The following is a 17,284-nucleotide window of genomic DNA, read 5'->3' as shown; positions in this document are numbered from 1 at the left end:
ATGAAAAAGGATGCTGCGATGAGTCACATCACCAGTCCTACACCTTACTCGATCGGCCGTCCCCAGGACGTGATTGATATTGTTAACAAACATTCAGCAGTAAACACCAGTGTCGGCGTCATTTTTATCGCTCTTGGCGGCATTCTAATTGATGCCTATCAGGCGGCGATGGTGGGGTTTGTTAATAAATATATTGCATTGCAATTTGGTATTTCACCGGGGCTGGCGGCGACGGTTAACGCCTCTGTTTTAGTCGCCGCCCTGATTGGTGGATTACTGGCGAACCGTGTGATTAACCGCTTTGGTCAAAAGCGTGCTTTTATCATCGGAATGGGCCTGTGCACAATAGGTGCCGCAGCCGTCGCGATAGCCCCGAACATCTGGTGGGTGCTGGTGTGTCGCGTAATCATGGGATTTGGCTTGGGTATTGATTTCCCGCTGGCAACAAATGCGGTGGCAGAACTACGCGGCTCAACATCTAAGAAAACCGGTTCGTCAGTTAATCTCTGGCAAATGGCCTGGTATGTATCAACTACGGTCGTCTATCTTGTGCTGTTTCCACTGTTGTTGTCGGGTATCGCAGAAGAGCAATTATGGCGCTATGGTATTTTCATTGGTGCTATTTTTGCCGTCATTATCATGATCCTGCGTTATTTCTTCATCGGTGAGTCTGCAATGTGGGCCGCACGAGTCGGACGTTATGATAAAGCCTGCGATATTCTGGCTAAACGCTATGGTGTTCATGCCCGCGTTGCTGCCAAACCAAAAAGCGATGATTTTTCTGCTGAAAAAACAGAAAGTAAGTTTCATGGTGGTTATGGGATTTTATTTAACTCACGTTATCGCAAACGTACTATTCTCGGCTGCGTTGTGGCGACGATGCAAGCCTGGCAATATAACGCCGTGGGTGTTTATTTACCTCTGACTTTGGCGGGAATACTGAGCGGTGGATTAACTGGGGCTCTTAGCGGTTCTGCGGTAGTGAATGCCCTGTGTGGCATTACAGGTGGATTGATTGGTTCACTTATCCTCCAGCGTTTGGGTACTCGCCTTCAGTCGATGTATGGTTTCGCCGTCGTAACGGTTGCATTACTGGCTTTAGGTGCATTAGCAACCACCAACCCATGGCTTTCTTTAGGTTTGTTGGGTGCAATCATTTTCTTCCATTCAGCGGGCCCGGGCGGCCTGGGAATGACCATTGCCACACTTTCTTATCCACCATCTATTCGCCCGACCGGCGTAGGATTTGCTCGTGCCATTATGCGTACAGGGGCAATTGCCGGACTTATTTTCTGGCCTATGTTATGGGGAGCGCTAAAGACAGATGCATTCTATTGGCTGGCAGTTGTTCCTTTCCTTGGTTTCCTGACATGCGTATTGATCAAGTGGGAACCACTTGGTGCAAACGTTGACGCTGAAGACGCTGAGGTACTGGCTGAGCTGGATAAATAACAAGCAAGCGCGTCGCAAAATGTCGACGCGCTTTTTCGTATAAATCCGCCGCTTTTTTAGTGATTTTATTGCGCAGATTTCTCGCCGACCCGGAGAGGAAAATTATGGCTGAAATAGTACAGGCACAAGGGAAAGAACTATCCGGCAAAGCCATGAGGCGCGTTGTCATGGGAAGTTTCGCTGGCGCGCTGATGGAATGGTACGATTTTTTCATTTTCGGAACGGCAGCGGGGCTTATCTTCGCTCCTCTATTTTTCCCTGATAGCGATCCTTTTATTGGTCTGATCGCCGCATTCGCGACTTTTGGTGTTGGTTTCTTATCACGTCCGTTAGGGGGCATTGTTTTTGGCCACTTTGGCGATAAAGTCGGTCGCAAAATAACGTTGATTTGGACATTAGCGATTGTTGGTTCATCAACGTTTTTAATCGGCTTCATACCAACATATAAGGACATTGGTATCTGGGCTCCGATTATTTTGATGGTTTTGCGTCTGGTGCAGGGATTCGGTCTAGGTGGGGAATATGGCGGAGCCGCATTAATGACTATTGAATCTGCGCCTGAAGCAAAACGAGGATTTTTAGGTTCGCTTCCACAAACGGCAGCCTCGGTTGGGATTATGCTGGCGACAGGGGTGTTTGCAATATGTAATCACTTTCTAACCCAAGAAGAGTTTCTGGATTGGGGTTGGCGTATCCCTTTTTGGCTGTCTGCCATCATGTTAATTGTTGGGATGTTCATACGACTGCATACTGAAGAGACTCTGGACTTTAAGAAACAAAAAACGGCTGTATCGAAGAAAAAATCAGCGCCGCCGTTGATTGAACTTTTCCGTAAACATCCACGTAATATTTTATTGGCGCTTGGCGCGAGACTGGCAGAGAGCGTTTCGTCGAATATTATTAATGCGTTTGGGATTGTCTATATTTCTAGTCAGCTAGCGTTATCCAGAGATATTCCACTCAACGGTATGTTGATCGCTTCGGCAATTGGCATTGTATGTTGTCCATTAATTGGTTGGATTTCCGACCGCGTTGGGCAACGGCGGATGTATTTGTTTGGCGCTGGTTTTTGCATCCTTTTCGCATTTCCATTCTTCATGCTCCTGGATACAAAAAGCACACTCATTATTTGGTGCTGCATGATTCTTGGCTATAATCTGGGGCCAACGATGATGTTTGCAGTACAGCCCACCTTATTTACCCGTATGTTCGGAACACGAGTGCGTTATACGGGTCTTTCATTTGCCTATCAGTTCTCAGCAATTCTGGGTGGGTTAAGCCCGCTAATTGCTTCCAGCTTGTTGGCACTGGGAGGCGGGAAACCGTGGTATGTAGCACTGTTTCTGTTTGTTATCTCAATACTTTCATTCATTTGCGTCTGGCTTATAGAGCCACATTCAGACAATAAAAATGACGCTAATAACATTTAACTTCTTACCGAAATATCAGAGAGCAATAACATGAACAATGAATTGAATACTGAGCATTATCAAGCATTACAGCGTGCTTTTGATACCGCCTGGCCGGGACCGATCGGCCAACCTATTTTGCTGGAAAAAGGACATTTACGTCTGCAAGTTTTTCCGCGTGATGGTGCCAGAATCACCTCGCTACAGGCATTTGGTTTTGAAGTGTTACGTCAATGGGAGCCACAGCGTAAAGCATTTCAGTATGGCTGCTTTCCTATGGTTCCTTGGGCAGGTCGCCTTGGCGATGCAACGTTAACAATGGGGGAGAAACAGTACGCATTACCTGCTAACAAACCGCCCCATGCTCTACATGGTATGGCCTGTTATTCATCATGGGAAATTGTCGAACATAAAGCGGATACCTTGAAACTGCGCATGCCACTTGGCGCTCCTTGGCCCTGGCAAGGAGAGGTCCTGCAGACGTTGACTCTTGAAGACGATGCGTTAATTCTGCGACTTGAAATTCACACCATGTCTGAAACTTTTCCGGCATCTGCTGGATGGCACCCCTGGTTTGTAAAACAACTGGACCAGCAGAATGAAGAAGATGAATTACTGGTATGTTTTAAGGCCAACTGGCAGGAAGAAGCCGGGAATAATGAGTTACCAACAGGTAATAAAATCCCTCCGCAATCAGGTCCGTGGGATGACTGCTTTGGTTTTAATGATGGTCTCAATGTCAGATTACAGTGGCCAGGTAAGCTGAGTATGACGATGACATCGAGTGCGCAAAGTCTGGTTATCTTTGACAAACAGCCCGACGCAACATGTGTCAATCCGCTTACTCAGGCGCCAAATGCGATAAATAGGACACCGCAGTTTGTCAGTGCAGGTCTTCCGTTGGTGATTGAGTCGCGCTGGCAATTTACACAGGAATTCTGATGGCTTAGCCAATAATCCCGACAGGGACGCATAGTCAAACTTCTCCTTTCCCGCTACAGTTATTCATCCACGGCGAATAAGGAGAAGGGCATGCTCTATATCTTTGATTTGGGTAATGTGATTGTCGATATCGACTTCAACCGCGTGTTGGGCACATGGAGCGATCTAAGTCGTGTACCGTTGGCTTCGCTAAAGCAAAGTTTCACCATGGGGGAGGCTTTTCACCAGCACGAGCGAGGTGAAATAACGGATGAAGCCTTTGCCGAGGCGCTATGTCATGAGATGGCGCTGCCGCTAAGTTACGAGCAGTTCTCTCACGGCTGGCAGGCCGTTTTTGTCGCCTTGCGCCCTGAGGTCATCGACATCATGCAAAAGCTGCGTGAGCAGGGGCATCGGGTGGTCGTCTTGTCGAATACCAACCGCCTGCACACCACGTTTTGGCCGGATGAATATCCCGAGATCCGTCAGGCTGCTGACCATATTTACCTTTCCCAGGAACTGGGCATGCGTAAACCGGAAGCGCGGATTTACCAGCACGTCCTGCAGTCTGAAGGTTTTTCTGCGCACGATGCGGTCTTTTTTGACGATAACGCCGATAATATTGAAGGGGCTAACCGGTTAGGGATCACCAGTATCCAGGTCGTCGATAAAAAGACCATTCCTGACTATTTCGCGACGTTGTTATGCTAAAAAATGTTCAGCAGCAAGCCAGGCATCATACGCGTCCTGTACGAGACTGGCTGAAGCTATTATGGCAGCGGATTGATGAGGACAATATGACGACGCTGGCAGGGAATCTTGCCTACGTTTCGTTGCTCTCATTAGTGCCGCTTATTGCCGTCGTATTTGCGCTTTTCGCCGCATTTCCGATGTTTTCCGACGTCAGTGTCCAGTTACGTCATTTTATTTTCGCAAACTTTATCCCGGCGACGGGAGACGTCATTCAACGTTATATCGAACAGTTTGTCGCCAACTCGAACAAAATGACGGCAGTCGGGGCATGCGGGCTGATTGTCACAGCGTTATTGTTGATGTATGCCATTGATAATGCGTTGAATACTATCTGGCGCAGTAAGCGTACTCGCCCTAAAGTTTACTCTTTCGCCGTCTACTGGATGATTTTAACGCTGGGGCCGCTGTTGGCGGGGGCCAGTCTGGCGATCAGCTCTTATCTGTTGTCATTGCGCTGGGCCAGCGATCTCAACACGGTGATTGATAACGTCCTGCGTATTTTCCCGCTGGTGCTTTCCTGGCTCTCGTTCTGGCTGCTTTACAGCATTGTACCGACTACGCGTGTACCCAACCGTGATGCGGTTATTGGTGCCTTTGTGGCTGCTGTGTTGTTCGAAGCCGGAAAGAAAGGATTTGCGCTCTATATCACGATGTTCCCGTCTTATCAGCTCATTTACGGTGTTCTGGCGGTGATCCCCATTTTATTTGTCTGGGTATACTGGACCTGGTGTATCGTCTTGCTAGGCGCGGAAATAACTGTCACTCTCGGGGAATACCGCAAACTTAAACAAGCCGCAGAAAAAGAAGAAGCAGAGCAACCATGATTGCATTAATTCAGCGCGTAACCCGTGCCAGCGTCACCGTGGAGGGCGAGGTGACGGGTGAAATTGGCCCAGGACTTTTGGTCCTGTTAGGTGTCGAAAGGGATGATGACGAACAGAAAGCGAATCGCCTGTGCGAGCGTGTACTCGGTTATCGAATCTTTAGCGATGCCGAAGGTAAAATGAACCTCAACGTGCAGCAGTCAGGCGGCAGCGTGCTGGTGGTTTCACAGTTTACGCTGGCGGCAGATACCGAGCGTGGCATGCGCCCGGGGTTTTCGAAAGGCGCAGCGCCCGAGCATGCAGAAGCACTGTATGAATACTTTGTTGAGCGTTGCCGCCAACAGGAAATGAATACGCAAACCGGTCGATTCGCTGCGGATATGCAGGTTTCACTGGTTAATGATGGCCCGGTGACGTTCTGGTTACAAGTATGAACCAGCTACCGGTATGGCCGCGGACAACAAGAGAGAATACGACTATGTATCACCTTCGAGTACCGCAAACAGAAGAAGAATTGGAGCGTTACTACCAGTTTCGCTGGGAGATGCTGCGTAAACCATTGCACCAGCCAAAAGGCTCCGAACGGGATGCCTGGGACGCGATGGCGCATCACCAGATGGTGGTGGACGAAGAGGGGAATCTGGTTGCGGTAGGGCGTCTGTATATCAATGCGGATAACGAAGCTTCCATACGCTTTATGGCAGTAGACCCCTCCGTGCAAGAGAAAGGGTTGGGCACGCTGATGGCGATGACTCTGGAGTCTGTGGCGCGTCAGGAAGGGGTCAAACGCGTAACCTGTAGTGCCCGTGAAGATGCGGTCGAATTTTTCGCCAAGCTCGGTTTTGTGAGCCAGGGGGAAATCACCACACCGCAAACCACGCCGGTGCGCCACTTTTTGATGATTAAGCCCATTGCGACGCTGGACGATATTCTCCATCGCGGGGACTGGTGCGGACAGCTACAACAAGCCTGGTACGAACATATTCCATTGAGTGAGAAAATGGGCGTACGCATTCAGCAGTACACTGGGCAGAAATTTATCACCACGATGCCCGAGACAGGCAATCAGAATCCGCACCATACCCTGTTTGCCGGTAGCCTGTTTTCACTGGCTACGCTAACGGGCTGGGGACTTATCTGGCTGATGCTGCGCGAGCGTCATCTGGGTGGGACAATAATCCTGGCTGACGCGCATATCCGATACAGCAGGCCGATCACCGGGAAACCAACTGCTATTGCCGATCTGGGGTCGTTGAGCGGTGACCTCGACCGCCTGGCAAGAGGTCGCAAGGCGCGTGTTCAGATGCAGGTCGGGGTGTTTGGCGATGACACACCGGGCGTCGTGTTTGAAGGTACTTACATTGTGCTACCTGCGAAACCGTTTGGCGCATATGAAGAAGGCGGTAACGAGGAAGAGTAGGTCCTCTGGCTAAAATGTAATGTTAGGTTCATTTGCTGATGTAAAATGCGGATTATGAAAATGCCATAATCCGCATTTTGATAAAAATCGCATGCTGTCGATGATTGTATTGACGGGTACCTTCCTTAATTTCAGAACTCATGAACAACCTTATTGGCCAAGCCGCCAGGCCACATCTCGCATCACATTTCGTGCCGCCGGGCTCACCCCTGCCAACTGGAAAAAACCGTGGATAACGCCGAGATAGCGTTGGCAAGAGCACTCCACGCCTTGCTCCAGGAACCGTTGATACAGGGCTTCACCCTCATCTCGCAGTGGGTCGAATTCGGCAGTAATGATGTGCGTGGGCGGTAAACCGTTGAAGTCTTTGCGCCAGAGTGGGCTGACTTCGGGATGTAATGGATCGGTTTTCGGCATATACATTTCGTAGCCCGAAAGCAGTGTATCGCGGGTGATAATGTAATCCCGTCCATTATGGTCATAGCTCGCAAAGCTGGCAGTTGCGTCCAGCATCGGGTAGATCAGCATAAGCTGTGCAGGTTGCCATTGCCTGGCAGCTTTCAGGCGTAGTGCGGTGACCAGCGCCAGGTGTCCACCTGCGCTGTCGCCAGCAAGCGTAATGTTGTCCCGGTCTACTCCCAGTTTCTGGGCATACTTCCAGATGATATTGGCCCCGGTTTCAGCATCGTTATGTGCTGCCGGGAAGGTATGCTCTGGTGCGAGGCGATACTGCACCGCAATGACCCGACAGCCGCTGTACCAGGCGAGTTGCCTTAGCTGGTTATCATGTGTGGCAAATCCACCGCTGACAAAGCAACCGCCGTGATAATAGATAACGCAGGGGAGGTTTCCCGTGCTGCCCCGCGGCGAAATAACGCGAAATGCTATGGCGTCGAGTTCAATATCTTCAACCTGTACGCGGGTTTCAGTTTCTCCGGCCAGCGCCGTACTGGCAATATAGGCCGCTCTCCGGTCATCAATATTCTGCTCACGGGAAGAAGGGCGTCCCGCCGCGATAAATGCCTCAACTAACTGCGCAATCCCGCTTTCCAGTGCCATTTTTAAATACTCTTATCTGTATGGATATACAGGTTTATAACCTGGATTACTAAGAATGAAAATGGGAAAAATAGGGATGGGTATGATTTTGGAAAGCGGCTCGCAAAAGTAAAAATCGTTCGCGTGGAGGCTATTTTCTTGCTTTTTTCAGGTGTATGTTGTGTGGAAATTAATCGCTGATGATATACTGGAGGTATATATGAGTATGATGGCTGGGATGGATATGGGCAGAATTTTACTCGATTTATCAGATGAAGTGATTAAACGTCTTGATGATCTCAAGGTGCAGCGCAACCTGCCGCGAGCAGAACTTTTACGGGAGGCCGTTGAACAGTATCTTGAGAGGCAGGATCAGGCTGAAACCACAATTTCACGTGCTCTTGGGCTGTGGCAAGGCTGTGAGGAAGATGGTGTTGAATACCAGCGTAAACTCCGTGAGGAATGGTAATGGTCAAAGGATCCGCGCTTTTTGATACCAACATCCTCATCGATCTGTTTAGTGGGAGAAATGAAGCAAAACTAGCGATAGAAACATGGCCGCCGCAGAATGCAATCAGCCTCATTACATGGATGGAGGTGATGGTGGGTGCAAAAAAATACCATCAGGAAGCCCGTACTCGTGTTGCGCTAGGTGCTTTTAACGTGATCGGCGTTTCACAGGATATTGCTGAACGAAGCGTGAGTATCAGACAGGAATTTGGGATGAAATTGCCGGATGCCATTATTTTGGCAACAGCACAGATTCATCGTCTTACGCTGGTTACGCGAAATACTAAGGATTTTGCAGGCCTATCCGGTGTGGTCACACCGTATACATTATAACCCGGGCGACTTACGCCGCCCGGTAGTGCGAAGAACTTACTCCCCTTCACCCGGGAACAGGAACGGGTTGATGGAGCTGCGGGCAAAGCCCTCTTGCTCCATGTGCGCGTCCAGCATCAGTGAGGCGAGATCGTCGGCCACGGCTTCGACTTTCGGGTCTTTTTCCTGATAGAGAATCTTCAGGTAAGTCCCGCAGTCGCCGCAGCTTTCAGCTTTGATTGCCGCCTGTTCGTTATCCAGTGACCAGTAGTTCAAATCACGGCTCTGCTCGCAGTTGCTGCACTTCACGCGCACCACGTGCCACTCGGTTTCGCACAGGTTGCAGTGCAGATAACGCAGACCCTGGGTGGTACCGATTTGCACCATGCTGGAGACCGGCATTGAACCACACACCGGGCAGTACTGACGCTGTTCACCGTATTCCGCACGGGCTTTGCCGGGGATCAGGCTTGCCATCTGCGCCCAGTAGAGCGACAGGGCAGCCCAAATGAACGGTGCTTTGTCGCTGCTGACGGAGGCAAAATCAGAGGCAAACAGCGCGCTGGCCATTAGCTCCAGTTCTTGCTCTGAGGCTTTTTCCAGATTCTCGATCACCGCTAACGCGGGACCGCTCATCTCTGGCTTCAGCTCAGCAATCAACGACTGCAGCAGCTTTTGCCAGTGCTTGTCGCGTGGCAGGACGTGGATATCCAGCGGCGGTTTGCCCTGATCGTTCGCTTCTTTGATGCGCGCGGTCAGATCCATCTGCAGCGGATGGTCGTACAGCACCACTTCCTGCGCGTGGGCGATCAGCGCGGCAAAGCGCAGGTAGTCGCCCAGCGGGTTGCTCTCGGCCAGCTCGCGCAGGCGCTCAGCGCGGCGGTTATACAAATTTTTGAGTCTGGGGAATAATAACGGCGGAATCATATCCGCCGTGCGTTTCTCGCTCTTCTCCAGCTCATCTTGCGGGATTATGCGAATACTCATTCAGATGACTTTTCCTGTTTCTGGCGGACTTCACGGTACCAGCGCGGGTGATGTTTCTTCGCCCATGAGCTGGTAACCCATCCTTCCACCATCGCGGTAATGGTGCCTTTCACCCAAAGGGCGGCGTAAATGTGCACCATGATAACCACAATTAGCGCTACTGCGGCAAATGAATGCAGCATTAACGCGAATCGGATCACCGGGATTGAGAAAGCAGGTGCAAAATACGGACGCCAGATGACCACTCCGCTCACCAGCAACAGGACCAGGAAGATAATCGCCGCCCAGAATACGCATTTCTGGCCGAAGTTATAACGTCCCGTGTCACCTACTTCCTCGTTGACGACAATCTTACGAATATTCTTCGCCCAAAAGATATCATCCCGATTGATTAGATTGTGGTGCCAGTAACGGAAAAACATGATGATAAACGAGGCAAACATGATCACGCCGACAAACGGGTGCACAATTCGCGCCAGTTGCGGAGTGCCCATGATGTGCATCAGCCAGTTAAAAGACGGGAAGAGAAAGCCCATCCCGCTCACTGCCGCCAGAATGAAGCAGAAGGCGGTGATCCAGTGGTTGATGCGTTCCGGCGCCGTGTAGCGCACGATGGTGTCACGTCGTTTCATTTGCGCACCTCGTCTTTTTCTTCATGCAGGTTGTCTTCTTCCTCTTCCGCGCGGTTCGGGCCTACACCGACGTAGTGGAAGATACTGGCCGCAAATGTCGCTGCGAAGCCGACGGCTGCGAGAGGTTTCCAGATGCCTTTCCAGAATTTCACGGTGGCGCTGATTTCCGGGTTCTCCGGCAGGCCGTGATACAGATTCGGCTTGTCAGCATGGTGCAATACGTACATGACGTGCGTACCGCCAACGCCTGCCGGATCGTACAGACCCGCGTTTTCGTAACCACGCGTTTTCAGCTCCGCCACACGCTCGCCTGCCAGCGTTTTCATCGACTCTTTAGTACCGAAATGAATCGCGCCGGTTGGGCAGGTTTTCACGCAGGCCGGTTCTTGCCCGACCACGACACGGTCAACGCACAGCGTACATTTGTAGACGCGGTTGTCTTCCGGGTTGAGGCGCGGCACGTCGAACGGACAGCCTGCGATACAGTAGCCACAGCCGATACACTGCTCGGACTGGAAGTCGACGATACCGTTGGCATACTGAATGATTGCACCTTCAGCCGGACACGCCTTCAGGCAGCCCGGATCGGCACAGTGCATACAGCCATCCTTGCGGATAAGCCACTCCAGTTTGTCGTTTTGTTCCACTTCTGAGAAGCGCATTACCGTCCAGGATTTAGCGGTCAAATCAGCCGGGTTGTCGTACACCCCAACGTTGTTGCCCACTTCATCACGGATGTCGTTCCATTCCGAACAGGCCACCTGACACGCTTTACAGCCGATACAGGTGGTGACGTCGATAAGCTTCGCCACCTCTTCCTGGTGATCCCGCGCCTGAGGCGCGGGGGTGAAACCGTTAGTGGCGGAACGACGAATGATGTCTTGCGATTGATAAGCCATAGGTCGTCTCCGTTACACCTTTTCCACGTTCACGAGGAAGGACTTAAATTCCGGCGTCTGCGTGTTCGCATCACCGACGAATGGCGTTAACGTGTTAGCGATAAAGCCTTTTTTCGCCACACCTTCGTAGCCCCAGTGAATCGGAATACCGATGGTGTCGATATCCTGACCGTTGGCCTTCAGCGTGCGAATACGTTTAGTCACCACTGCTTTGGCTTTAATGTAGCCGCGGTTAGAGGAGACTTTGACGGTATCGCCATGAGAGATACCGAGCTTATTCGCCAGCTTCTCGCCAATTTCCACAAACTGTTCCGGCTGTGCGATGGCATTGAGCAGCGCATGCTTGGTCCAGTAGTGGAAGTGCTCGGTCAGACGATAGGTCGTACCGACGTACGGGAATTTATCTGCTTTACCCAGTGCTTCCGCGTCACCTTTAAAGATGCGCGCGGCAGGGTTAGAGATGACGTTCGGGTGCAGCGGGTTAGTCCCTAGCGGCGTTTCAAACGGCTCGTAGTGTTCCGGGAACGGACCTTCCGCCATCTTATCGATAGCAAACAGGCGTCCCATCCCTTCCGGCTGCATGATGAACGGCCCAACGTTGCTGCCAGGTGCGGCGGCGCTGTAGTCCGGAATATCCATCCCGCTCCATTTCGCCCCATCCCATTTCAGGATCTGACGTTTTGGATCCCACGGATTCCCCTGCGGGTCAGCAGACGCGCGGTTATACAGAATGCGTCGGTTGAGCGGCCACGCCCATGCCCAGCCCAGCGTGTTGCCAAGGCCTGATGGGTCGGCGTTATCGCGACGTGCCATCTGGTTACCTTCCGGCGTCCAGCTACCGGCAAAAATCCAACAGCCGCTGGAAGTGGTGCCGTCGTCTCGTAGTTGGGCGAACGAGCTAAGCTGTTGGCCTTTCTTGACGATGACTGCACCTGTTGCCGGGTCGGTAATGTCGGCCAGCGCTTTACCGTTGCTCTCCATCGCCACTTCTTCCGAAGCCGGTTCGTGTGGTGTGGAGTAGTTCCAGGTCATGCTCAGCACCTGTTCCGGGTTCGCGCCACCCTGCTCGGCATACATCTTGCGCATGCGCAGGAAGATACCGGCGAGGATTTCACCATCGGTAACGGCAATCCCCGGGGCGTCCGCGCCTTTCCAGTGCCACTGCAACCAGCGACCGGAGTTGACGATAGAACCGTTCTCTTCGGCGAAGCAGGTGGACGGCAGACGGAATACTTCGGTCTGGATTTTCGACGGGTCAACATCGTTCGACTCACCGTGGTTCTGCCAGAAGGTAGACGTTTCGGTGTTGAGTGGGTCAATGGTGACCAGGAATTTCAGTTTGGACAGTGAAGCCACGACCTTGTTTTTATTCGGGAATGACGCGACCGGGTTAAAGCCCTGGCAGATATAGCCATTCACTTTGCCCTGGTTCATCATCTCGAAGTACTGCAGCACGTCGTACCCTTTATCCCACTTCGGCAGCAAGTCGAAGCCCCAGCTGTTTTCCGCTGTCGCTTTATCGCCAAAGAAGGCTTTCATCATCGAAACGAAGAATTTCGGGTAGTTACCCCAGTAGTTCACCTGACCTTCCAGCAACGGTTTTGGCGTGTTGGCGGCAAGGTAGGTTTGCAGGTCAGTCTGTTTTTCGCTCGGCAGCGTCATATAGCCCGGCAGGCTTTGTGACAGCAGGCCTAAGTCGGTCAGACCCTGAATGTTGGAGTGACCGCGCAGGGCGTTAACACCGCCGCCGGCCATCCCCATGTTGCCAAGCAGCAACTGGATCATCGCCATGGTACGGATGTTCTGCGCACCTACGGAGTGTTGTGTCCAGCCAAGGGCGTACAGGAACGACGCGGTTTTATCTTTGGCACTGGTTTCTGCGATGTACTCACAGACCTTCAGGAAGTCAGCCTTTGGCGTACCGCAGATATTTTCTACAACGTCCGGCGTGTAGCGGGAGACGTGCTGTTTCAGCAGGTTCCACACGCAGCGCGGGTGTTGCAGGGTGACATCGCGTTTGGCGAAGCCTTTTTCATCCAGCTCGTAGTTCCAGCTGGTTTTGTCATACTTGCGTTTGTCCGCGTCGTAGCCAGTGAACAGGCCATCTTCGAAACCGTAATCCTCACGCACGATCAGGCTGGCGTTGGTATAGGCCTCAGTGTATTCGCGGTTGAATTTTTCGTTGTTCAGCAGGTACAGCAAGACGCCTGACAGGAAAGCAATGTCAGTACCGGAACGAATCGGCGCATAGAAATCAGCCACCGCTGCGGTTCGCGTAAAGCGCGGATCGATCACAATCAGCTTCGCGCCGTTGTGAATTTTAGCTTCCATCGCCCAGCGGAATCCGACCGGGTGAGCTTCAGCGGCGTTACCGCCCATCACCACAACGAGGTTGGCGTTTTTAATATCGACCCAGTGGTTGGTCATCGCACCGCGACCAAATGTTGGAGCAAGACTTGCTACCGTTGGTCCGTGTCAGACGCGTGCCTGGTTGTCGACCGCGAGCATACCGAGCGCGCGGGAGAATTTTTGCGTTAAATAGCCGGTTTCGTTACTGGAAGCGGAAGCACACAGCATCCCAGTGGAAAGCCAGCGGTTAACGGTTACGCCTTCGGCGTTTTGTGCAACGTAGTTTGCGTCACGGTCTTCTTTCATCAGCTTAGCGATGCGGTCAAATGCCTCATCCCAGCTAATCTGTTGCCACTTATCAGAGCCTGGTGCGCGGTATTCCGGGAATTTCAGGCGACTTTCGGAGTGGATGAAGTCCACAAGTCCTGCCCCTTTCGGGCACAACGCGCCACGGTTCACCGGGTGATCCGGGTCCCCTTCGATATGGAAGATGGATGCTTTGGCGTTTTTTGCTCCGTCACCGAGACTGTACATTAACAGTCCACAGCCAACGGAACAGTAAGTGCAGGTGTTACGGGTTTCGCGGGTACGCAGCAGTTTATATTGCCGTGTTTCCGCGAGCGCTACGCCGGGTGCAAAACCCAGTGCCGCTGCCGTGGTGCCTGCCATACCGCCAGCGCAGATCTTAAAGAACTGCCTTCTGCTGACCTGCATGGTTTGCTCCTTTTTCGACATTGTCACGTTCCCTTCACTTTTCCGTTACTCGAGCGTGAGGGAAGTGGTTGTTATTTTTCTTTGCGGACGGGACCGCAAAGGTCCAGAATTGGGTGAATTTCCCTCCCTCCAGGAGGGGTTTGTAAAGAATACCACAATGTTGGTATGCGTGTTCCAATATGGTTAAAAGAAAGTGAATAAGATTATTCGAGAAAACATCAAAAATGTGACGACTTTGACAGGATCGCGCCAGTTGACCCTCTGGAAACGCGAGGATTTGCAACATCCTCAGCCGGATGTCGTCGCTGAAGAAGTACCGGTTGCGCTGGTTTACAACGGGATTTCGCACGTGGTGATGATGGCGTCACCGAAAGATCTTGAGCACTTTGCGATGGGCTTTTCACTTTCTGAAGGCATTATTGAGCGCCCGCAGGATATCTACGCAATGGAAGTGGTTCCTTCCTGTAACGGATTAGAAGTGCAGGTTGAGCTGTCCAGTCGCCGATTTATGGGGCTGAAGGAACGTCGTCGCGCGCTGGCCGGTCGCACCGGTTGCGGCGTTTGTGGCGTGGAGCAGCTCAATGACATTGGCAAGCCAGTCCAGCCGCTGCCGTTTACCCAGACATTCGATCTGGCGAATCTCGATCACGCTTTACGCCATCTCAATAATTTTCAACCCGTGGGGCAACTGACAGGCTGCACACACGCGGCTGCCTGGGTACAGCCGTCAGGTCATCTGGCGGGCGGGCATGAAGATGTTGGGCGTCATGTTGCGCTGGATAAACTGCTGGGGCGACGCGCAATCGAAGGGGAAACCTGGCAACAGGGCGCGGTATTAGTCTCCAGCCGGGCCAGCTACGAGATGGTGCAGAAGTCGGCGATGTGCGGCGTGGAGATCCTGTTTGCTGTTTCTGCGGCGACAACGCTGGCGGTAGAAGTTGCCGAGCGCTGCAACCTGACGCTGGTGGGTTTTTGCAAACCGGGCAGGGCGACGATTTATACACACCCCGAGCGTCTGATAGCTGAATAACAATTATTCAATTATTTTGAATAAGACTGGCAAATCCTTCCGCTTTTAGTTGTGCGATGTGAGGGCTATTATTTATCACATCAAGGCACGGTGCCTTACTCAAACAACTAAGTTAAAGGGTTTATATCATGAAAAGCATCAAAACTTTTGTCGCAGTTATCGCTCTGGCTACTTCTTTCGGTTCTTTCGCTGCTCAGACAGTTACCGCAACCGGTTCTACGCTGGAAAGTGCTGAAGCAAAAATTGCCGCCCAGGCTGAACGTGCAGGCGCCAGCGATTATAAAATCACTCAGGCTTATACCGGCAACCGCGTGCACATGACTGCTGAACTGCTGAAATAAGATACCTCAGTACTGTCGAAAGAGCGCCCTTGAGGCGCTTTTTTAGTTTATGCCCGCTATTCGCAGCAATGCGGTCACCACCGCGGCGGCAACGATCACCACGATTAGCGGCAGCTTGCGCCAGGCGAGAAATACCGCGAAGCCAACCCCAAGAACCCGCGCCATACCGGCAAAGTGTTCGCCTTCGTAAAAGGTGGTCGCCAGCGCAACGGAGAACAGTAATACCGTTGCGGCGTCGGAAAGCAGCGCCTGCGAGCGTTCCGAGAACGCTAAACGACTCCCAAGCTTCGCTCCGCCTAAACGCATTAAATAGGTTCCCAGAGATAAGATGGCGATACCGACGATAAACAGCGTCATGTTGCCCATTATTTTTTCCTCGTCAGTAAGCCAAACAGTGAGAGCAAAACCGGTAAACCGACCGGCGCAAAGGGGATGGCGGCAAGCGACAACCCGGCACCGCTACAGGCGCGAATCAGTGTGGTGCGGTTTTTAAAGGCCGGGACCACTAAGGCCAATAAAATTGCAGGGAAGACGGCATCCAGACCGATGGTTTCCGGGGCGGGGAGCAGTTTGCCGACGCCCGCGCCGATCAGTGTGCCAACAGGCCAGAAAATAGCGACGCCCAGACCGCACAGCCAATAGGCTGCTTTACGTTGTTCGGGTGTTTTTTGCGACAGGCCGAATACTACGCTTTCGTCGTTCATGATATGACAGCCGAGGAAACTCGCAGCCCGGGAGCCCACAAGATCGCGCACCGTGACGCCAAACGGGATGTGTCGGGCGTTGACCAGTAAACCGGCAGCCGCAGCCGCCAGTGGGTTACCGCCGCTGGCGACGATGCCGATAAACATAAACTCGGATGCACCCGCCAGCACGGTAATAGAGAGCACAAACGGTACCCACAGCGGGAAGCCGTAGGCCATTGCCAGCGAGCCGTATGACATGCCGACTACGCCGACGGCCAGACAGACTAAAAATATTGCTTTTATTGTGTCGCCTTTGAGACTGGAAAAATAATGTTTCATACCATTTTAGCCATATCGAACGAATTTCCATTATAATGAACGCGACCAGTTAATATTACAAGTCGAACGATTCGTTCGATATAAAGAACATGGAGTCGTGAATGACCCAGCCCATCAGTATGATCGCGAAAAGCCTGGTGCGTGAACGTCAGCGCACCGGTTTGTCATTGGCAGAGATTGCCCGTCGCGCAGGGATTGCAAAATCGACACTCTCGCAATTGGAAGCGGGCAATGGCAATCCTAGCCTGGAAACGCTCTGGTCGCTGTGTGTGGCGTTGGATATTCCCTTTGCGCGCCTGCTGGAGCCGCAGGAACAAAAAACGCAGGTGATTCGCCGCGGCGAAGGAACAAAAGTTGTGGCTGAGCAGGCCCACTATCAGGCCATTTTACTGGCCGCCTGCCCACCGGGGGCACGGCGGGATATCTATCTGCTGCTGACGCAGCCGGGTGCGGATCGGATTTCACAGCCGCATCCGCCGGGATCGGTTGAACACATCATCGTGACGCAGGGTAAAGCGATGGTGGGATTGACGGAAGCACCGGAGGAGTTAGGCGAGGGCGACTATATTTGTTACCCCGCTGACCAGGCGCATATCTTTAAAGCGCTGGAGCCTGACACCCAGGCGATTCTGGTTTCTGAGCAGAACTAACTGTTATGTTGCGTTGTG

The 17,284-nt window shown here is 52.2% G+C and carries 19 protein-coding genes; 12 read left to right on the top strand and 7 right to left on the bottom strand.

Translation table 11 applies throughout. The annotated features are described in order from the left end of the window. Positions 1-18 precede the first annotated feature (18 nt). From G4551_RS22965 to fabY, 7 genes are all read left to right on the top strand, one after another. Positions 19-1,452, top strand: a complete 1,434-nt coding sequence (locus G4551_RS22965; RefSeq protein WP_003840431.1) for an MFS transporter — start codon at positions 19-21, stop codon at positions 1,450-1,452. 104 nt (positions 1,453-1,556) lie between these two features. Next, complete coding sequence (locus tag G4551_RS22960) at positions 1,557-2,882, top strand: MFS transporter (RefSeq protein WP_003840433.1); 1,326 nt, start codon at positions 1,557-1,559, stop codon at positions 2,880-2,882. Positions 2,883-2,912: 30 nt separating this feature from the next. Beyond that, the gene (locus tag G4551_RS22955) at positions 2,913-3,803 is read left to right on the top strand and encodes an aldose epimerase family protein (protein WP_003840435.1); all 891 of its coding nucleotides are present in this window, start codon (positions 2,913-2,915) and stop codon (positions 3,801-3,803) included. Between the two features lie 90 nt (positions 3,804-3,893). Continuing rightward, the gene (yihX, locus tag G4551_RS22950) at positions 3,894-4,493 is read left to right on the top strand and encodes a glucose-1-phosphatase (protein ID WP_003028663.1); all 600 of its coding nucleotides are present in this window, start codon (positions 3,894-3,896) and stop codon (positions 4,491-4,493) included. Beyond that, positions 4,487-5,359, top strand: a complete 873-nt coding sequence (locus tag G4551_RS22945; RefSeq protein WP_003840437.1) for a virulence factor BrkB family protein — start codon at positions 4,487-4,489, stop codon at positions 5,357-5,359. The genes yihX and G4551_RS22945 overlap by 7 nt, the downstream gene beginning before the upstream one ends. Beyond that, entirely contained in the window at positions 5,356-5,793 is a 438-nt protein-coding gene (dtd, locus tag G4551_RS22940) for a D-aminoacyl-tRNA deacylase (RefSeq protein WP_003840439.1), read from the top strand. Before G4551_RS22945 ends, dtd begins: the two co-directional genes overlap by 4 nt. A 44-nt stretch (positions 5,794-5,837) precedes the next feature. Then, a complete protein-coding gene (gene fabY / locus G4551_RS22935) occupies positions 5,838-6,779 on the top strand; it encodes a fatty acid biosynthesis protein FabY (protein ID WP_003825286.1) in 942 nt (313 codons plus the stop codon). A gap of 150 nt (positions 6,780-6,929) precedes the next feature. Here the strand turns inward: fabY and G4551_RS22925 are convergent, their stop codons facing one another. Then, positions 6,930-7,838: an alpha/beta hydrolase gene (locus tag G4551_RS22925; RefSeq protein ID WP_003840443.1), complete on the bottom strand. Its 909-nt coding sequence runs from the start codon at positions 7,836-7,838 to the stop codon at positions 6,930-6,932. 205 nt (positions 7,839-8,043) lie between these two features. Here G4551_RS22925 and G4551_RS22920 point away from each other — a divergent pair, with 205 nt between their 5' ends. Next, entirely contained in the window at positions 8,044-8,286 is a 243-nt protein-coding gene (locus G4551_RS22920) for a ribbon-helix-helix domain-containing protein (RefSeq protein ID WP_043018956.1), read from the top strand. Then, positions 8,286-8,660, top strand: coding sequence for a type II toxin-antitoxin system VapC family toxin (locus G4551_RS22915; protein WP_003840448.1), 375 nt, complete (start codon positions 8,286-8,288; stop codon positions 8,658-8,660). The genes G4551_RS22920 and G4551_RS22915 overlap by 1 nt, the downstream gene beginning before the upstream one ends. A gap of 36 nt (positions 8,661-8,696) precedes the next feature. Here the strand turns inward: G4551_RS22915 and fdhE are convergent, their stop codons facing one another. The 4 genes from fdhE to fdnG are packed head-to-tail and all read right to left on the bottom strand — an operon-like array spanning position 8,697 to position 14,220. Continuing rightward, a complete protein-coding gene (fdhE, locus tag G4551_RS22910) occupies positions 8,697-9,626 on the bottom strand; it encodes a formate dehydrogenase accessory protein FdhE (RefSeq protein ID WP_003840450.1) in 930 nt (309 codons plus the stop codon). Continuing rightward, positions 9,623-10,258, bottom strand: coding sequence for a formate dehydrogenase cytochrome b556 subunit (gene fdoI / locus G4551_RS22905; protein WP_003028686.1), 636 nt, complete (start codon positions 10,256-10,258; stop codon positions 9,623-9,625). Before fdoI ends, fdhE begins: the two co-directional genes overlap by 4 nt. Continuing rightward, positions 10,255-11,157 carry a formate dehydrogenase O subunit beta gene (gene fdoH / locus G4551_RS22900; protein WP_003028691.1) on the bottom strand — a complete coding sequence of 301 codons (903 nt, stop codon included), beginning with the start codon at positions 11,155-11,157 and terminating at the stop codon, positions 10,255-10,257. Before fdoH ends, fdoI begins: the two co-directional genes overlap by 4 nt. A 12-nt stretch (positions 11,158-11,169) precedes the next feature. Then, positions 11,170-14,220 carry a formate dehydrogenase-N subunit alpha gene (gene fdnG / locus G4551_RS22895; RefSeq protein ID WP_085951592.1) on the bottom strand — a complete coding sequence of 1,017 codons (3,051 nt, stop codon included), beginning with the start codon at positions 14,218-14,220 and terminating at the stop codon, positions 11,170-11,172. Between the two features lie 193 nt (positions 14,221-14,413). On the opposite strand from fdnG, the gene fdhD reads away from it, so the two are divergent. Together fdhD and G4551_RS22885 are read left to right on the top strand one after the other, a co-directional pair. After that, positions 14,414-15,250, top strand: a complete 837-nt coding sequence (gene fdhD / locus G4551_RS22890) for a formate dehydrogenase accessory sulfurtransferase FdhD (protein ID WP_003840454.1) — start codon at positions 14,414-14,416, stop codon at positions 15,248-15,250. Between the two features lie 128 nt (positions 15,251-15,378). Beyond that, positions 15,379-15,591 carry a YdgH/BhsA/McbA family protein gene (locus G4551_RS22885; RefSeq protein ID WP_003825262.1) on the top strand — a complete coding sequence of 71 codons (213 nt, stop codon included), beginning with the start codon at positions 15,379-15,381 and terminating at the stop codon, positions 15,589-15,591. A gap of 42 nt (positions 15,592-15,633) precedes the next feature. Here G4551_RS22885 and G4551_RS22880 read toward each other — a convergent pair whose 3' ends face one another. Next, on the bottom strand, positions 15,634-15,957 hold the full coding sequence (locus tag G4551_RS22880) for an AzlD domain-containing protein (protein WP_003840456.1): 324 nt from the start codon (positions 15,955-15,957) through the stop codon (positions 15,634-15,636). Next, a complete protein-coding gene (locus tag G4551_RS22875; RefSeq protein ID WP_003028720.1) occupies positions 15,957-16,616 on the bottom strand; it encodes an AzlC family ABC transporter permease in 660 nt (219 codons plus the stop codon). Before G4551_RS22875 ends, G4551_RS22880 begins: the two co-directional genes overlap by 1 nt. A 101-nt stretch (positions 16,617-16,717) precedes the next feature. Here G4551_RS22875 and G4551_RS22870 point away from each other — a divergent pair, with 101 nt between their 5' ends. Next, complete coding sequence (locus G4551_RS22870; protein WP_003028726.1) at positions 16,718-17,266, top strand: helix-turn-helix domain-containing protein; 549 nt, start codon at positions 16,718-16,720, stop codon at positions 17,264-17,266. Positions 17,267-17,284: the final 18 nt, after the last annotated feature.

This window comes from Citrobacter freundii ATCC 8090 = MTCC 1658 = NBRC 12681, assembly GCF_011064845.1.
Taxonomy (GTDB): domain Bacteria; phylum Pseudomonadota; class Gammaproteobacteria; order Enterobacterales; family Enterobacteriaceae; genus Citrobacter; species Citrobacter freundii.
Note: the sequence above shows the minus strand (reverse complement) of the source record. Positions and strands in the feature narration are given on the sequence as shown.

Coding starts and splice junctions, on each gene's coding strand:
- G4551_RS22965 (WP_003840431.1), top strand. CDS start 19: ATGAGTCACATCACCAGTCCTACACCTTACTCGATCGGCCGTCCCCAG.
- G4551_RS22960 (WP_003840433.1), top strand. CDS start 1,557: ATGGCTGAAATAGTACAGGCACAAGGGAAAGAACTATCCGGCAAAGCC.
- G4551_RS22955 (WP_003840435.1), top strand. CDS start 2,913: ATGAACAATGAATTGAATACTGAGCATTATCAAGCATTACAGCGTGCT.
- yihX (WP_003028663.1), top strand. CDS start 3,894: ATGCTCTATATCTTTGATTTGGGTAATGTGATTGTCGATATCGACTTC.
- G4551_RS22945 (WP_003840437.1), top strand. CDS start 4,487: ATGCTAAAAAATGTTCAGCAGCAAGCCAGGCATCATACGCGTCCTGTA.
- dtd (WP_003840439.1), top strand. CDS start 5,356: ATGATTGCATTAATTCAGCGCGTAACCCGTGCCAGCGTCACCGTGGAG.
- fabY (WP_003825286.1), top strand. CDS start 5,838: ATGTATCACCTTCGAGTACCGCAAACAGAAGAAGAATTGGAGCGTTAC.
- G4551_RS22925 (WP_003840443.1), bottom strand. CDS start 7,838: ATGGCACTGGAAAGCGGGATTGCGCAGTTAGTTGAGGCATTTATCGCG.
- G4551_RS22920 (WP_043018956.1), top strand. CDS start 8,044: ATGATGGCTGGGATGGATATGGGCAGAATTTTACTCGATTTATCAGAT.
- G4551_RS22915 (WP_003840448.1), top strand. CDS start 8,286: ATGGTCAAAGGATCCGCGCTTTTTGATACCAACATCCTCATCGATCTG.
- fdhE (WP_003840450.1), bottom strand. CDS start 9,626: ATGAGTATTCGCATAATCCCGCAAGATGAGCTGGAGAAGAGCGAGAAA.
- fdoI (WP_003028686.1), bottom strand. CDS start 10,258: ATGAAACGACGTGACACCATCGTGCGCTACACGGCGCCGGAACGCATC.
- fdoH (WP_003028691.1), bottom strand. CDS start 11,157: ATGGCTTATCAATCGCAAGACATCATTCGTCGTTCCGCCACTAACGGT.
- G4551_RS22885 (WP_003825262.1), top strand. CDS start 15,379: ATGAAAAGCATCAAAACTTTTGTCGCAGTTATCGCTCTGGCTACTTCT.
- G4551_RS22880 (WP_003840456.1), bottom strand. CDS start 15,957: ATGGGCAACATGACGCTGTTTATCGTCGGTATCGCCATCTTATCTCTG.
- G4551_RS22875 (WP_003028720.1), bottom strand. CDS start 16,616: ATGAAACATTATTTTTCCAGTCTCAAAGGCGACACAATAAAAGCAATA.
- G4551_RS22870 (WP_003028726.1), top strand. CDS start 16,718: ATGACCCAGCCCATCAGTATGATCGCGAAAAGCCTGGTGCGTGAACGT.